General features: G+C 52.7%; 15 protein-coding genes. All 15 read right to left on the bottom strand.

Annotation, left to right across the window (positions count from 1 at the left end; translation table 11 throughout):
- Positions 1-65 precede the first annotated feature (65 nt).
- Positions 66-476, bottom strand: a complete 411-nt coding sequence (nusB, locus tag HMPREF3016_RS09450) for a transcription antitermination factor NusB (RefSeq protein WP_004004728.1) — start codon at positions 474-476, stop codon at positions 66-68.
- Entirely contained in the window at positions 476-1,039 is a 564-nt protein-coding gene (gene efp, locus HMPREF3016_RS09445; RefSeq protein ID WP_004004729.1) for an elongation factor P, read from the bottom strand. The genes nusB and efp overlap by 1 nt, the downstream gene beginning before the upstream one ends.
- Before the next feature lie 212 nt (positions 1,040-1,251).
- Positions 1,252-2,409 (bottom strand): 3-dehydroquinate synthase, encoded by a 1,158-nt coding sequence (aroB, locus tag HMPREF3016_RS09440; RefSeq protein WP_070741837.1) that lies wholly within the window; start codon positions 2,407-2,409, stop codon positions 1,252-1,254.
- Positions 2,402-3,670 (bottom strand): shikimate kinase, encoded by a 1,269-nt coding sequence (locus HMPREF3016_RS10850; RefSeq protein ID WP_246822651.1) that lies wholly within the window; start codon positions 3,668-3,670, stop codon positions 2,402-2,404. The genes aroB and HMPREF3016_RS10850 overlap by 8 nt, the downstream gene beginning before the upstream one ends.
- A 3-nt stretch (positions 3,671-3,673) precedes the next feature.
- Positions 3,674-4,891 carry a chorismate synthase gene (gene aroC / locus HMPREF3016_RS09430; protein WP_070450359.1) on the bottom strand — a complete coding sequence of 406 codons (1,218 nt, stop codon included), beginning with the start codon at positions 4,889-4,891 and terminating at the stop codon, positions 3,674-3,676.
- Between the two features lie 83 nt (positions 4,892-4,974).
- Positions 4,975-5,889 (bottom strand): shikimate dehydrogenase family protein, encoded by a 915-nt coding sequence (locus tag HMPREF3016_RS09425; RefSeq protein ID WP_070742063.1) that lies wholly within the window; start codon positions 5,887-5,889, stop codon positions 4,975-4,977.
- Positions 5,890-6,053: 164 nt separating this feature from the next.
- Complete coding sequence (gene mltG, locus HMPREF3016_RS09420; RefSeq protein WP_004004734.1) at positions 6,054-7,265, bottom strand: endolytic transglycosylase MltG; 1,212 nt, start codon at positions 7,263-7,265, stop codon at positions 6,054-6,056.
- Positions 7,262-7,789 carry a Holliday junction resolvase RuvX gene (ruvX, locus tag HMPREF3016_RS09415; protein WP_219619744.1) on the bottom strand — a complete coding sequence of 176 codons (528 nt, stop codon included), beginning with the start codon at positions 7,787-7,789 and terminating at the stop codon, positions 7,262-7,264. Before ruvX ends, mltG begins: the two co-directional genes overlap by 4 nt.
- A gap of 28 nt (positions 7,790-7,817) precedes the next feature.
- The gene (gene alaS, locus HMPREF3016_RS09410; RefSeq protein ID WP_070741835.1) at positions 7,818-10,499 is read right to left on the bottom strand and encodes an alanine--tRNA ligase; all 2,682 of its coding nucleotides are present in this window, start codon (positions 10,497-10,499) and stop codon (positions 7,818-7,820) included.
- Positions 10,500-10,584: 85 nt separating this feature from the next.
- Positions 10,585-11,064, bottom strand: coding sequence for a hypothetical protein (locus tag HMPREF3016_RS09405; RefSeq protein ID WP_048752096.1), 480 nt, complete (start codon positions 11,062-11,064; stop codon positions 10,585-10,587).
- Positions 11,065-11,460: a DUF948 domain-containing protein gene (locus HMPREF3016_RS09400; RefSeq protein WP_048754018.1), complete on the bottom strand. Its 396-nt coding sequence runs from the start codon at positions 11,458-11,460 to the stop codon at positions 11,065-11,067.
- 464 nt (positions 11,461-11,924) lie between these two features.
- On the bottom strand, positions 11,925-12,557 hold the full coding sequence (rpsD, locus tag HMPREF3016_RS09395) for a 30S ribosomal protein S4 (RefSeq protein WP_004004741.1): 633 nt from the start codon (positions 12,555-12,557) through the stop codon (positions 11,925-11,927).
- A gap of 483 nt (positions 12,558-13,040) precedes the next feature.
- On the bottom strand, positions 13,041-14,486 hold the full coding sequence (locus HMPREF3016_RS09390; RefSeq protein WP_070535038.1) for a replication-associated recombination protein A: 1,446 nt from the start codon (positions 14,484-14,486) through the stop codon (positions 13,041-13,043).
- Positions 14,487-14,517: 31 nt separating this feature from the next.
- Positions 14,518-14,952, bottom strand: a complete 435-nt coding sequence (gene dtd, locus HMPREF3016_RS09385; RefSeq protein ID WP_070535036.1) for a D-aminoacyl-tRNA deacylase — start codon at positions 14,950-14,952, stop codon at positions 14,518-14,520.
- 34 nt (positions 14,953-14,986) lie between these two features.
- Positions 14,987-15,514 (bottom strand): P-loop NTPase family protein, encoded by a 528-nt coding sequence (locus HMPREF3016_RS09380; protein ID WP_070741832.1) that lies wholly within the window; start codon positions 15,512-15,514, stop codon positions 14,987-14,989.
- Between the last annotated feature and the right edge of the window lie 118 nt (positions 15,515-15,632).

The raw sequence follows: 15,632 nt of genomic DNA, 5'->3' as shown, positions 1-15,632 counted from the left end.
TATACTAAAAGCCGCCTCAAACCCCTAAAAAGCAGGGGTTTGAGGCGGCTTTATAACTGAGCCGTTTAAGCAAGCAGAGTCGGTTTTACCTGGCGCAGCTTATCCAAAAGACCGTTAACAAATTTCGGTGAATCGTTTGTAGAGAGCACACGCGCCAAACCGGTTGCCTCCGAGATAGCAACCGCATCTGGAACATCATCATTATAGAGAAGTTCCCACGCGCCGATCCGCAAAATTACGCGGTCGACAGCTGGCATACGCTCAAACGACCAGTCACGCGCATAGGTCTCAAGGTATTCTCGAATCTCGTCATCATGTTCACGTACGCCGCGCACGATCTCTTCGGCATAGGCCGATATCTGAGCGGCAGTATGCAGACGGCGTCGCTTCAGCACATCAATAATGTCTTCTTGACGCTGATCGGCTTCAAAAAGTACCTCGACGGCACGTAAGCGGGCTTTGGTACGAGAGTTCATTAGTCGTTAACACGGCCCAGGTAATCGCCGGTACGGGTATCAACCTTCACCTTGGTGCCTGTTTCCAGGAATAGTGGAACCTGAATTTCATAGCCGGTCTCAAGAGTTGCAGGCTTATTGCCACCAGTGGAACGGTCACCCTGCAGGCCAGGCTCGGTGTAGGTAATTTCAAGAACAACAGAGGCAGGAAGCTCAACATATAGCGGAGTACCCTCATAGAGGGCTACAGTCGCGGTCTGCGACTCCAACATGTAGTTAGCAGCATCGCCCACCACAGCTGCAGGAACATTAATCTGATCATAGGTCTTCAGGTCCATGAAGACGTAGTCTTCGCCGTCCTGGTAGAGATACTGATAGTCGGAACGATCAACAGTAGCAGTCTCAATCTTAGCGCCAGCATTGAAAGTGCGGTCGACAACCTTACCGGAGGTTACGTTACGCAACTTGGTACGCACAAACGCACCACCCTTACCGGGCTTTACATGCTGGAACTCAACAACGGACCACAGACCGCCATCAATCTTGAGGATTGCACCGTTTTTAATATCAGTGGTAGATGCCATGCGGCTCTCCTTCGTATTGTCGACGCTTACACACAACACGATGCGTGTTGCCGCAGGCGCTAAGTTATCAATGAGCAAATAATGTCGCCCTTTAGTTTACACTATGGCACCGCTACTATGACATATCTAAGTAAAATTCCCATCACGTTCTGCATGTTTGACTGCCTAGACATGGGTAAGCGCCCCTCCGTAAAAACCTAAAACGCAGACAGCTACTCGACAATTTCTTGGTATGTCATATACAGGATGGAGTCATCGGGAACCTCATAAACACGCGGTTTACCCAGTCCTTCCAAAACGATAAAACGCAAAAGCGAGCCGCGCGCTTTTTTATCCCGGCGCATAGTTTCGAGAAGTTCTTTCCAGCGATCCCCCCGGTAACCCACTGGAAGATTCAAAGATTTGAGAATGGCACGGGTGCGATCAACAATTGTTTCATTAAGATACCCAGCGGCAAGCGCGAGCTCAGCTGCATACACCATCCCCACCGCAACGGCTGCGCCGTGGCGCCACTGGTATCGCTCAGCACGTTCAATAGCGTGCCCTAAGGTATGCCCGTAATTGAGAATTTCGCGGCGACCGGATTCGCGCAGGTCTTCAGAAACAACCTCCGCTTTCACCCGAACGGCACGCTCAATCAGGTCACGCACTATTGACGACTGAGAATCCCGAATCTTTTCTGGGTTAGCCTCAATAATGTCAAGAATCTGTGGGTCAGCAATGAACCCACACTTTACGACCTCCGCCATACCTGTTAAAAGCTCATGCTCCGGCAAGGTACGCAGCGTACCAATCTCGCAGAGCACTGCAGAAGGTGGCCAAAATGCCCCCACAAGATTCTTTCCCTCGGCGGTGTTAATACCTGTTTTTCCTCCCACAGCGGCATCGACCATGCCAAGAAGAGTGGTCGGAATGTGAATCACACGTACCCCGCGCAGCCAGGTTGCCGCCACAAAACCGGCAACATCAGTAATGGCTCCACCGCCCACTGAAATAATTGCATCCGTGCGTGTAAAGTCGTTCTGACCTAAAACCTGCCAGCAAAATGCGGCCACTTGATGGTGCTTAGCTTCTTCAGCATCAGGAATTTCAGCGCTAAAAGACTCGTAGCCAACTTTACGCAGATCTTCCATAACAAGCTCGCCGGTAGCCCGTAGGGCGCGCGGGTGGATCACCAAGATTTTATGCGCTGTGTTACCTAGAATATCGGGGATTTTCTTAAGCAAATTATGCCCCACCAGAACATCGTAGTTCTCGCGTGGTGAGCTGCCTGTGACGGGTATATAGGTAATGTCTTCCTCACCGGAAGCTCCGAAAGTTGGAGCTATAGAGGTTTCGGACTCAGCGGCGTGATGTGACTGTTCAATCATGAGAGTGTTCCTTTCGGAAGGCAAGAACAAAGTTCTGAATTTCGGCGGTCATAACGCTAATATTTTTTTCTCCACGCGCATCCAAAGTATGCTGTGCAAGTTCCTCGTACCGGTGCTGCCTATGCTCAAAAATCTCAGACCAGCGCTCTACCGGGTTAGGCTCTAGAAGCGGGCGGGTTTTATTGCCGGTAATGCGCGGCTCAACCGTATCTACATCGACCAGAATGTAAACCACGCATTCGTCACGCAAAAGGTCAGCAACCGCATCAGTCATAGGGGCACCGCCGCCCAGCGAAAAAACTGTGTTGCGATAGGTTGGCGAGGTCAGCACATCTTCAATAGTCTTGCGTTCAAGTTCCCGAAAATAGGCTTCACCAAAGATTTCAAAAATCTCGGACACCTCACCATAACGTTCCACAATCAGCTGGTCGGCGTCAAGAAACTCATAGCCGTAAAACCGCGCAAAATGGGTGCCAATATAGGTTTTTCCCGCCGCCATAGGACCGATAAGAACTACCGGACGGGCACGTTCGGCAAATTCTTCCTGAAGCTCACGTACCTGCTGCGGATGTATGCGAAGGGTATTTTCCTCGCTTTTCTCCTTAGAGATGCTTTCGCGCTCTGATTCTAAACTAGCAACGCCGTGCCTCAGGTGTGCAGCCCGTGCCATACGCGCTGTAATCGCGGCAAAACTTGCGGATTCATGCGGCTGTTCAGACACAGGTGCCCGTTCCAAGTCATCATTTTTACGTGAAGCCTGTTCCGCAACGACGCGCGGGCGCGCGAAGATTGCGGGCGTCGGTATAGTGTCTGATTGCTGACCGCGTGCAGCCTTGTTCGTCTCCAATACTTCAGACTCTTCAGGAACTTGAGGACTCCCCTGTTCGTCCTGCGGTTTATGAGGTTCTACAGTAAAGCCTGCTAATTTTTCACGAAAAACGCTTGAAGCGAGAGGGGCCGGTGTGGCCGAATCAGATGAAGCATATACCCGTACCTTCGATGCAGCACGCGGGGCAGCTTTCCCAAATTTCCCAAAAACTGTGAGTGGGCTGGGAACAGCCGCTTTGCGAGCAGAATGAAGTTCTTGAGTGTGTGAGCCTACCTCATGCTGTTCAGCCGTGTTCTCCTCAGGTTCCGAAAGCTTTGACTGCGGGCGCGAGGCATTCCCCTCTCGGGCACGGCGCGCTGCTTCCGCTATGCGAGAGAAAGGGTTCGTCTCCGACGATGCGCGCCCGGAAGGCGCTGGATCCTCAGCAGCCACAGTCTAGGAATCCCATCCCGCAACATTAGATTCCCAAGCCAACGATTCGGGAATCTCTGCCAGATAAGAGTCCATATTTCGACGTGTCTCGCCGATGGAATCGCCACCGAATTTCTCCAGTGCTGCCTGTGCGACTACAAGGGCGACCATAGCCTCCGCCACCACACCGGCGGCTGGTACAGCACATACATCAGATCGCTGATGATGCGCCTTCGCGGGTTCCCCGGTTGAAGTATCAATAGTTTTGAGTGCCTTGGGAACAGTAGCGATGGGCTTCATAGCGGCACGAACACGCACAAGATCGCCTATACTCATACCACCTTCAATGCCGCCGGCTCGATTCGTATCACGAGTCACGCCATGTTCACCAACCGAAATCTCATCGTGTGCGGCGGTACCAGGACGGTCTGCAGTCGCAAAGCCATCGCCAACTTCGACACCCTTAATAGCTTGAATCCCCATCAGGGCCGCGGCAAGGCGGGCATCCAGACGACGGTCCCAATGCACATATGACCCGAGTCCTGGGGGCATACCATAAGCCAAAACCTCGACGACACCGCCAAGTGTTTCTCCATCTTTGTGCGCCTCATCAACCCGGGCGACCATAGCATCTGAAGTAGCTTTATCGAAGCACCGAAGAGGATCAGCGTCAAGAGCAGCAACATCACGGGGAGCAGGCACCGACGCTCCATCGGGCGCGTGTACTCCGCCCACTGCAACAGTATGCGATACAAGCTCAACACCAAGTGCTTTTAAAACCTGAGCTGCGACCACACCCAGAGCTACCCGAGTCGCAGTTTCGCGTGCCGATGCGCGTTCAAGAACAGGACGAGCCTCCGCAAAGTTATATTTCTGCATACCCGTAAAATCCGCGTGACCGGGGCGCGGGCGTGTCAGGGCAGCATTGCGGGCACGCCCTTCAATAAGTGCGGGATCTACCGGATCTGAGCTCATGACATCAACCCATTTAGGCCATTCAGTATTCGCGATTTCAAGTGCTACGGGGCCACCCTGCGTCAGGCCGTGCCGCACCCCGCCCAGAATACGTACTTTATCTTCTTCAAACTTCATACGAGCGCCGCGGCCGTACCCTAGACGGCGGCGAGCCAGCGCATCACGCACCATCTCGCTGGTAAGCTTCACGCCGGCGGGGACTCCTTCGATAATACCGACCAGCGCTTCACCGTGAGACTCCCCCGCGGTCAGCCAACGTAGCTCCATGTATTTCCTCATCTCCGTTTTGCCGTCTTGAGAGTTTCGGCACCGTCAAAGTTTGAATCTGTATATAAATTCTAACGTCTCTTTTAACACACAATGTCAGGAAGCTGTTCACGCGGAGCAAGATTTACAGCGGCACACATCGCATTGAGCACATCAAGCTCGTGCGGGAGACGCTGATCTATAGCATGCCCGGTAAAAACGCGCACCTGGTCGAGAGCCTGATAGAGAAGCATTTCAAGGCCTGATACGACGCACCCGCCGCACCGCTCCCAAATCTGCGCTAGCTGAGACGGCCACGGATCATAAGCTACATCCAGTAGAACAGCGTACGGGTAGACCTTGTGTATGTTTTCAGTAAAATCATCTGCAGCATGAGCGGGGAGAGTCGAGATCACCGGGTAATACGCGGCGCAGTCTTCCGGAAACCGGGTAAGAGGCTCTGCCTGGACCTCAAGACTCAGACGTTTTGCTGCGTCATATATGGCAGAGAGCTTATGCAGTGAGCGCGCGTACACCGTCACACGAGTGTACCCCAAACGGTGTAAGGCGGCTAGAGCAGAAATAGCGGTTGCGCCGCCGCCCAGGATAGCCGGTTGTGTCGTTGTTTGGTGAGTTTCAAACCCAGCATGTAGAAGTGCATTGACGATGCCGCCGACATCTGTATTATGACCACGCGGCAACGGCACTTCAGTATCTTCTGTCTTTCTCCAGAAAACGGTGTTAACCGCCCCAGTCACCTGGGCCAAAGCGGTTGTTGAGTGCAGATACCGAATAATATCGGTCTTGAGCGGCATCGTGACCGAAAACCCGCAGATTGCTTCTCCGGCCTCTGCCTCGTCCATGAGGGCCGGAAGATCCGCGGAGAGTGTGTCACGACGGGCATACGCAATGTTCTCTTTGAGTACCTGGTACGCAGCGGTATGTAAAACTGGCGAGAGCGAATGCGCTATAGGATGTCCCAGCACATAGGCTCGTCGTGCTGCCGCTGCTTCAGTCATGGTATTCCCCTCCCACACGATGCCATTTAGGTTGTCCGTCACTTTACGCACATAAGGCGGAACGGATGCTCCTTCCAGTTTAGTGGAAGGAGCATCCGTTCCGTCTTACGAAGAACCGTACAGAACCTACAAATACGGTGCCTCAGTACTGACCATGCAGTATCTTACTTACAGCGACCCGAGTGTTCCTCACACCACTGGTTGTACTCGTCAACGTACTTCTGGTGTTCCTTATAGGTGCGCGAGTACTTCGTCTCACCCGTGTCAAGGTCAACTGTTACCCAGTAGTAGTACGGGTTGTTCTCGGGATTTGCTACCGCTTTGATTGAGGATAACCCTGGCGATGCAATCGGGCCTGCCGGCAACCCTGTATTTGCATAGGTGTTGTACTTATTATTTTTATCTGCCTTTTGCTCTTCCGTGAGGTGATATGAACGTACGCCCAAGCCATAGGTCACGGTAGCATCGGACTGAATCAAACCGTTAGTCTCCCCCTTGGGGTTATTGAGGCGGTTATTGATAATGCCCGCAACGGCCACATAGTCCTTAGGCTGTGCTTCAAGCTCCACGATAGAAGCCTTAGTCAGGACCTCAAAGGTTCGTTGGTCTCCGCTAACTCCTGCTTCCTGCAAATCAGCCTTTGTTCGCGAAACCATAGCCTCAATAATTTTCTTGGCGTCGGTCCCTTCCTTCGGAATTCGGTATTCGCCCGGGTGCAGCCAGCCTTCCATAGAGGGGAAGTTCTTCGGGATACCGTATTCTTCGGGGTGAGACATAGCAGCTTCAATATCGCGACGACTTATCTTGCCTTCGGTAGCTTTAGCGATAATATCGACCGTCTCGTTCATACGCTTACCCTGCTGAACCGCGATATAGAAAATATTATTATCGCTATCTACCAGGTTCTTCACGACCGAAGAGCTGCTCATTTGCTTCTGCAACTCATAGGTACCAGCCTTAAGAGTTTTACCGTTAGCCTCTTTCTGGTACACGTCAATAAACTTGCCGGGATCGGCAATAATGTCTTTTTCTTTGAGCGCCTGCGCAATCTGCGCGGTACTCTCACCCTGCTCAATCGTAAAGCTTACCGGCTCGCCATTTCCCGACCCCGAGTAGTCACGATTTTTGAAGGGGTTAATGTCGTAACGCTGCACGAAGACCACCCCAAGCACAATAAGTACCACGGCAAAGACGCTCAAAGCTGTTGCCATGATGGTGTGGCGGCGACGCTTACGTGCGCGTAGCTCCCTAGCGGTTACCACCTCATCCTCAAGGGTGATACCGCGAATGCCAGCCTGGCTTTCGGCGAGTGTCGGACTGAGAAGCTCGCTTAAGCTACTCTCTCGCGTCCGCTGTTTTGTAGGTTCTTCGGTCACTGAAGGTTCTCCGTTTCGTTGACGGGGCCGTCTATAGTCTCTTGCAGATGGGAATCTTCGCGGGGTGATTCATACACCAGATATCCAGCGACAGCTTGCCCAGCTTTAAGAGCATCCAGACTGTACTGCAATATGTTAACAGCAGCAACCTGGTCAACCATAGTCTTGAAATTTCGGCTGGATACACCAGCCTCGTGGAGGGAACGATGCGCACTCACCGTGGTGAGACGCTCATCGACCAGCCAAATGTTGATGTGTGTATTTCCTTCTGCATCCAATTCGGAGCGCAAAGCGTGGGCGTAATCCCGTGCCATGCGGGTGGAGTCCGACTCTCCTCCCCGCATGGTTTTGGGAAGCCCCACAAAGATCTCTTTCACGTCGTTAACCTCCACAAGTTTGCGGAGAACTCGACGGTCCGAGTTCTTCTTGCTGTCACGACGGAGTGTCTTGAGCGGAGTCGCCAGAATGCCGTCTGGATCGCTCAATGACGTGCCAACGCGGGCATTACCCACGTCAACACCCATCCGTACTCCTCGTTGAAATTCAGTCAAGTTATGCCTGCGCTATCGCGTTGCGAATAGCATCCAGTGCTTCTGAAACCTTCGAAGCATCCTGTCCGCCACCTTGTGCAACATCGTCTTTACCGCCGCCACCGCCGCCGAGTACACCTGCTGCGAGTCGCACCAAGGCACCGGCTTTAATGCCAGCTTCACGGGCACCTTCATTTGTGGCGACAAGAATAACCGGGCGACCATTGGTCACGCCAGTCACCGCCACAACGGCAGCTTCAGAGCCGAAGCGTGAACGTAAATCTAACGCTAGCGAACGAACACCGTTGGCGTCCAGCTCTCCCGCATGATGTGTAAGAACTCGTACGCTGCCGATGGTTTGCGCGTTTTCTAAAAGCTTACCAGCCTCAGCCTGAAGCTTCTCGCGGCGCAGCTTTTCAAGTTCTTTCTCAGCTGACTTTAGTTTCGCCAACGTCTGGTTGATTTTCTCGGGTAGCTCGGACGAGGATTGCACCTTCATCATGCTGGTCAGCTGATTGACTAGGGTACGCTCAGCGGCAAGATGCTCGAAAGAATTCATGCCAACCAGTGCCTCAACGCGGCGGTTACCCGAGCCCACAGACTGTTCGGTGAGCAGAGTCAGAGAACCAATTTCAGATGAAGTTCCTACGTGGGTACCGCCACAAAGCTCACGCGAAAACTCTCCACCGATTTCGACCATACGCACAATGTTGCCGTACTTCTCGCCGAAGAGGCTCATAGCGCCTAGGGCTTTAGCCTCGGCAAGAGGCATCTCACGCGCAATAACTTCGTGGTTATCCCGAATAGCGAGGTTTGCTACCTCCTCGACTTCACGCTTAGCGGAGTCAGATAGGCTCTCACCCCATGCGAAGTCAAAACGCAGGTAGCCTTCCTTATTGAAGGAACCACGCTGAGTTGCCTCATTACCCAATACCTGGTGCAAAGCCGCATGAACAATATGGGTACCCGAATGTGCTTTTTCACCGTCTCGACGTCGCTGCACATCAACCTGCGCCACAACCTCAGCGCCCGGATGTGCTTCACCTTCACGAACAACGGCGCGGTGAACGCTCAAACCCTTGACAGGCTGCTGCACGTCCTGAACATCAATCACGAAACCGTTTCCAGTAATCACGCCGGTATCAGCTGCCTGTCCGCCGCCCTCCGCATAGAACGGGGTTTCGTCCAAAACAACCTCGATCTTATCGCCCGCTTTAGCTACGGGAACGGAAACCCCATCCTTCAGCAAAGCACGAAGATGAGTTTCGGTACGAAGTTCGGTGTACCCGGTAAAGATAGAACCACGTTCATCCACGAGCTTACGAAGCTCAGAGAGGTCTGCGAAAGAACCTTTTTTAGCCTTAGCATCAGCCTGAGCACGGTGACGCTGCTCAGCCATCAGTTCGCGGAACGCCTTCTCATCAACCTTTACGCCTGCTTCAGCAGCCATTTCAAGGGTCAGGTCGATTGGGAATCCGTAGGTATCGTGCAGCGCAAATGCTTCTGCCCCAGAAACAGAGTTTGACCCGTCTTTCTTAGCCGTAGCAACGGCTTCTTCCAAACGCTCGGTGCCGGTTTCAATCGTATGCAAAAATGCCTTTTCCTCGGCATAAGCGATGCGGGAAATACGCTCGAAATCATCCGCCACGTAGGGGAAAGCACCAGCCATCGCATCGCGAGAAGCGGGGAATAGGATAGGCAGGCACGGTTCAGTAACGCCCAGCAGACGCATCGCACGAATAGCGCGGCGCATCAGGCGGCGTAGAATATAGCCGCGTCCTTCGTTGGAGGGAGTCACACCATCGGCAATCAGCATGAGAGAAGAGCGAATATGGTCCGCGACCACACGCATGCGCACATCGTCTTCATACCCCGGATCTTCGGGAGATTCAGAGCCGTGGTATTTTTTCCCGGAGAGCTTCGAAGCGGCGTCAAGTACCGGGCGCACCTGATCGGTTTCGTAGAAGTTTTCAACACCCTGCAGAAGCATCGCCAAACGCTCAACGCCTAAACCGGTATCAATATTCTTCTTGGGCAATTCACCCAGAATCTCGAAATCTTCCTTACCGATCCCTTCACCACGCTGATACTGCATAAACACAAGGTTCCAGATCTCAATATAGCGATCGTCGTCTACCGCCGGACCGCCTTCTTTGCCGTATGCAGGTCCGCGGTCATAGAAAATTTCGGAATCGGGGCCTGCAGGACCAGGCTGACCTGTAGACCAGTAGTTTTCCTTCATACCCATGCGTTGGATACGTTCTTCGGGGAATCCTACGGTTTTAGTCCATACGTCGAAGGCTTCGTTGTCTCCTTCGTAAATGGTCACCCACAGACGTTCCGGGTCCAACCCATAACCGCCTTCATCCTGACTAGCGGTGAGTAGTTCATAGGCGAAAGGAATAGCTTGCTCTTTGAAATAATCGCCGAATGAAAAGTTACCCGCCATCTGGAAGAAGGTGCCATGACGGGCGGTCTTACCTACTTCTTCAATGTCGAGGGTACGAATACACTTCTGAACGCTTGTTGCACGCGAGAACGGAGGGGTCTCTCGTCCAAGAAAATAAGGGATAAATGGCACCATACCCGCAATGGTAAACATGGCACCGGGTTCGTTTGAGATGAGTGATGCAGAAGGCACCACGGTATGTCCGCGCTTCTCGAAAAATTCGATCCAACGCTTAGAAATTTCCTGTGAGAGCATCGCTTTCCTTAGACAATTCTGTGTGAAATTCTACGAAATCTATCAAGTTCGTCATGCCGTCATTACGGCTACGTTACAGTACCGGCTAGTTAAAGAAATCTTCACCCAGCTCTCGGTCACGTTGGATGCGGGCGGAGCGAAGTTCCTCCTCTGTAGCGGCAATCCGCGATTCCACGTCGAGCAGTTCCCGCTCGGCAGCAGCCCGATTCGTGGAAGCAATTTCTTGCTCACTCATCTGACGGTCCCAGGTATCTATAGAACCAGGACGTATATCCTGTTTCTGTCGCTCAACTTTAGCATGAAGTTCAGCTTCTTTTTCCTGCATGCCTTCACGAACACGCGCAGCAAATTCGACAGCTTTAAGCGCATAGGGTTGAAGAGGCTTACCAACGGGTGAATCGAAAAACTTTCCCACCTGTGACTCCGGGTTAAGAGCGAGTGTACCCTGTTGGTACTGAACAAGAGCGCCTGTTTTCTTTTCGGGCGATGCGCTGACACGTTTTGACGCGAAATAGCCTACCGCCGCGCCCGCTCCCACAAGAAGAACTGACCGAAATAAACCCAATTACTGTTTACCTCCCTGTGAAGTACCAGCTGCACGATCGTCGTCACCAGGCTTCTTACCGCGGAATGCCTGACGGACACCGTATGAGAACGAAGCAACTTTAATAAGGGGCTGCCCCACAGTTGAGGTCACCAAAGAAGACAGGGCAGAAACATTCGCGGAAGCATCGGATACGTTAGAGGTGATACCGTCTACCTTCTCAAGCTGCTCATTCGTGGTAACGACTGTTTTAGTAACTTCGTCGATCAAAGGTGATGTGCTCTGGTTGAGCGAACGAATGGTCACGATAAGTTCATCGAAAACTTTAGTCAGGCGAATAATAGGTAAAGCAAGTAACGCCACAAGAATTGCGAAAACACCAGCAGCTATCAGACCTGCAATGTCTCCACCACTCATCACGACCTCTTTCCTATATCAACCAGTAAAACACAGTGAGCGCCCGCGAGAAACAAGTTTTGAAGCGAGCACACAGAAAAACCGTACCCACGGCTTACTCCATCATAAATGAAAAACCTTGTGCATGCCCATTTTGAACGCCGCTTGTCGTCAAAATATACAGCTCTACCAGGGGTTTTATAAAAAATTTACACTTACTGCGGTATCTCGTTACAGTTCAGATTCCACGTTTATTACCCTCATCAAACTCTATAAGACATGCATAAGATGCAACATCAAGGAATAATCCTCAGGTTTAGTCATACACCACCGACCTGAATTTTGGGTTCCGAAGCAAGTAAACACCTTCAATAAATGTTGTACCGTCTATTAAACCGGTAATAGCTCACAAGACATCATGCAATAAAAATAACCCCTCCTACAGCCGAACCGTAGGTAGGGGTTACCTTCTCGAAAATTCGAGATTATGCTAGGCGTGAGTAGTACTCAACAACCAGCTGCTCATCGCAGACCACAGGGATCTCTTCGCGCTTGGGGGCTCGTTCGAGCTTAGCGTGCAGCTTCTCGATTTCGACGTTCAGGTATGCCGGAACCTCAGGCAGAACTGCCTGGTTCTCGCCCGCAGCTGCGACCTGGAAAGGAGTGGTCTTCTCAGACTTCGGGTGAACGTGAATCAGCTGACCGGGCTTGACGCGGAACGAAGGACGATCCACGCGCACACCGTCAACCATAATGTGACGGTGTACAACCATCTGACGAGCCTGTGCAATGGTGCGAGCAAAGCCCGAACGCAGAACCAGAGCGTCAAGACGGGTCTCAAGGTGCTCAACCAGGTTCTTACCGGTCTGACCCTCGACACGCTTTGCTTCAAGGTATGCGCGGCGCATCTGTGCCTCACGAATGTTGTACTGAGCGCGCAGACGCTGCTTTTCCTTCAGCTGGGTAGCGTAGTTAGAATCAGCCTTCTTGCGGGCACGACCATGCTGACCGGGGCCATAAGGACGGCGCTCAAGGTACTTTTCTGCCTTCGGGGTCAGTGCGATGCCCAAAGCACGGGACTGACGCACGGTACGGCGGGTGCGGTTATTTTTAGCCACAATTACCTTTCATAGTGCAGAACCCTCATGTATTCACGCTAAGGGCTCTTATCTTTTTGGAGCTGGCCTCCTCGGTTTACCCGCACCGGGTGGTGGGGCGGAGAGTTTGGGGCAGAGTACCCCAGCACTACGTCAGCGTTATTCCTAAACCAAAACACAATATACTGCGCTATATAGTAGATATAACGAGACTGCCAGACCCATCAAGTCTACCGTGGTTCGCATTCAGAATCTAGCTGAGTACCGCACAAATTTTGTGTTCTCAACCATGCGCAAGAACACATTATGACACTCCCTCAAAACTTTATGACAGAAGTTCCTTTACCGAATCTTTACCATGTCATAGAATAAAGGCAGTACACCGGATGTGCGACCGACTTCCGGGCTCATAAGGGTCTGGTGCGCATTCGGAGTTTATCTATCACATCTCACTCTAGCGGTATACACCACGGCCGAGGTGGTGCATACCGCTTTTCTGTTCGGTTAGCTATCGGCTCGATTCAGAATTTCTCGGATACGCTCGCGCCGTTCAGCCAGGGTTCGTTCAAATCCGTATGGCGTCGGCTCGTAGTAGACCTTATCCCGCAAGGTATCCGGCAAATACTGTTGAGCCGCTACATGCCCCGGCTCATCGTGCGCATAAATATATCCGTCGCCGTGTCCCAAATTGGCGGCGGCCGCATAGTGGGCGTCTCGAAGATGAGCTGGAACCTGCCCCGAAAGCCCAGATCGTACATCCGCTATTGCCTTATTAATAGCCACATATGCCGCATTTGATTTGGGCGCTAAGGCACAGTAGATCACCGCCTGCGACAGAATAATACGCGCCTCTGGCATGCCGACCAACGCCACCGACTGGGCGGCGGCGGTCGCTACTTGAAGCGCCTGCGGATCGGCAAGACCGATATCTTCACTCGCCGCAATCATAATGCGCCGCGCCACAAAGCGTGGGTCTTCGCCGCCTTCGAGCATGCGCGCTAGATAGTGGACGGCGGCATCAGCATCGGAACCGCGTATGGATTTGATGAAGGCGCTAATCACGTCGTAGTGCTGATCGCCGCCTTTATCGTAGCGAACGGCAGCACGGTCAACGGCTTCCTGGGCATGGGCCAGAGTAATGCGCACGGGTTCTCTAGGGTTTACCTCTCCCCCAGATTCCGCGTTCTCGTCCGGGGATTCGACCTGTTCATGCTCGCTGAAGGCTATGGCGGCGGCCGCTTCTAAAGAAGTCAGCGAGCGGCGTGCATCGCCACCGGAGACTGCGGCAAGGTGGGCACGAGCATCTTCATCAATCACAGCAGCACCCTTGAACCCGCGGGGGTCTTCGAGCGCTCGGTTAATTAAAGACTCAATATCGGCTGGCTCCAAAGAATGCACTCGAAGCAAAAGTGAACGTGAAAGAAGAGGCGAAATCACGCTGAACGAGGGGTTTTCCGTCGTTGCCGCCACAAGAATAACCCAGCGGTTTTCGACTCCGGGCAGCAGCGCATCTTGTTGAGCCTTTGTAAACCGGTGAATCTCGTCAAGAAAAAGCACTGTTGTGGTGCCGTACATGTCACGGTCTAAAAGTGCTTGGTCCATAACGGCGCGAACGTCTTTAACTCCGGCGGTGATAGCGGAAAGTTCGACGAATTTACGCCCCGGCGCACGTGCGATGACATGCGCCAATGTGGTTTTCCCGGTGCCGGGAGGGCCGTACAAAATAACAGACGAAGGTCCTGCTGGTCCAGACTTATCGGCACCGGCAAGCACACGAAGTGGAGACCCTGGGGTCAGCAGATGGGCTTGTCCAAAAACTTCATCGACGTGACGCGGGCGCATACGTACTGCCAAGGGCGCTTGGGATGCGGTACGTGAAGACGGTGCGGACGTAAATTTTACGCGATCTTCGTCGTCTGGAAGGTCAAGGTCAAAAAGCGAATCTGCCATGTTTCAACTCTACCGTGCGTACATGCGGTATCTAGAGGGTTTCGCTATCGAGAATGAGGGTTACCGGCCCGTCATTAACGAGTTCAACCTGCATATCGGCGCCGAAAACTCCTGTTTCAACACGGAGCCCGATAGCGCGGAGCTTCTGGACAAAAGCCTCAAAAATCGGCTCGCTGACAGCGCCCGGAGCCGCTTTCGACCACGACGGGCGCCTGCCTTTTTTCGCATCTCCGTAGAGCGTGAATTGACTAACGGCGAGAACGGGCGCATCAACCTCAAGCGCGGATTTTTCGCCATCAAAAAGGCGCAGGTTAGCGGTCTTATCCGCCATTTTCGCCAGTTGGGCCTCGCCGTCCTCATGGGTAATACCGACGAGTACAAGATACCCGGTTTCTTCAATCGCCCCAACGATTTTATTCTCCACACGCACGGATGCGCGGCTTACACGCTGCAAAATAACTCGCATGGGTATGCTCTGCCTTTCGATGTTTATAAGACGTTCAGATACTTCCGCGAAGCTGTACCGCTTGCAGAAATTTCTCTGCTTCACGGGGTGTCCGGAATTCGATATATCGTTTGTCAGGGTGTTTCCTACGTGCTTCGGCTATAAGAGGCGCATATTTAGGGTAGCTGCTCCAGGTGTAGCGAATCATATTTTCGGGGTCGGTAAAAACGCTCCACAGAGGCGGCTCAGTATTTCCGGCCCAAAGTTCTTCACGAGTCACTGCTCGGTGCAGGGTTCTTCGAATAACCCGCTGCTCAACAAACCATCTCGGATAATGCAGGTAAATGACGGTATCAGCACGCTCTAGAAGACGCTCACGTACCTGAGAGTACTGCCATTCTGTAATCCACGAATCCTGCGCCGCGAGCTCATCCACCTCTGCTTCAAAACTGGGGCGGGGCGTCCAGTTCTCGCCCCAGTGCAAAGAATCCATTTCGGTATGCGGCATGCCTAAAATCGCACCAAGTCTTCCGGCAAATGTGGTTTTGCCGCTGCCACTGGCGCCTGTCATGAGGATGCGCATAGGTTCATGCCTTTCGTACGGGGACTCTTTCCAGAATAGCTAACCCATACACGAATGCGCGCCGAAACGACGAAAGCGGGCTGCATATACACCTTGGTGTATCTACAGCCCGCTTTCC

The sequence above is a fragment of the Rothia sp. HMSC065D02 genome (assembly GCF_001815285.1).
Lineage (GTDB): Bacteria > Actinomycetota > Actinomycetes > Actinomycetales > Micrococcaceae > Rothia > Rothia dentocariosa.
Note: the sequence above shows the minus strand (reverse complement) of the source record. Positions and strands in the feature narration are given on the sequence as shown.

What these genes read in the sequence shown, in the direction of transcription:
- nusB (WP_004004728.1), bottom strand. Translation starts at nt 476, where the DNA reads ATGAACTCTCGTACCAAAGCCCGCTTACGTGCCGTCGAGGTACTTTTT.
- efp (WP_004004729.1), bottom strand. Translation starts at nt 1,039, where the DNA reads ATGGCATCTACCACTGATATTAAAAACGGTGCAATCCTCAAGATTGAT.
- aroB (WP_070741837.1), bottom strand. Translation starts at nt 2,409, where the DNA reads ATGATTGAACAGTCACATCACGCCGCTGAGTCCGAAACCTCTATAGCT.
- aroC (WP_070450359.1), bottom strand. Translation starts at nt 4,891, where the DNA reads ATGGAGCTACGTTGGCTGACCGCGGGGGAGTCTCACGGTGAAGCGCTG.
- HMPREF3016_RS09425 (WP_070742063.1), bottom strand. Translation starts at nt 5,889, where the DNA reads ATGACTGAAGCAGCGGCAGCACGACGAGCCTATGTGCTGGGACATCCT.
- ruvX (WP_219619744.1), bottom strand. Translation starts at nt 7,789, where the DNA reads ATGGGTGTTGACGTGGGTAATGCCCGCGTTGGCACGTCATTGAGCGAT.
- alaS (WP_070741835.1), bottom strand. Translation starts at nt 10,499, where the DNA reads ATGCTCTCACAGGAAATTTCTAAGCGTTGGATCGAATTTTTCGAGAAG.
- HMPREF3016_RS09400 (WP_048754018.1), bottom strand. Translation starts at nt 11,460, where the DNA reads ATGAGTGGTGGAGACATTGCAGGTCTGATAGCTGCTGGTGTTTTCGCA.
- HMPREF3016_RS09390 (WP_070535038.1), bottom strand. Translation starts at nt 14,486, where the DNA reads ATGGCAGATTCGCTTTTTGACCTTGACCTTCCAGACGACGAAGATCGC.
- dtd (WP_070535036.1), bottom strand. Translation starts at nt 14,952, where the DNA reads ATGCGAGTTATTTTGCAGCGTGTAAGCCGCGCATCCGTGCGTGTGGAG.
- HMPREF3016_RS09380 (WP_070741832.1), bottom strand. Translation starts at nt 15,514, where the DNA reads ATGCGCATCCTCATGACAGGCGCCAGTGGCAGCGGCAAAACCACATTT.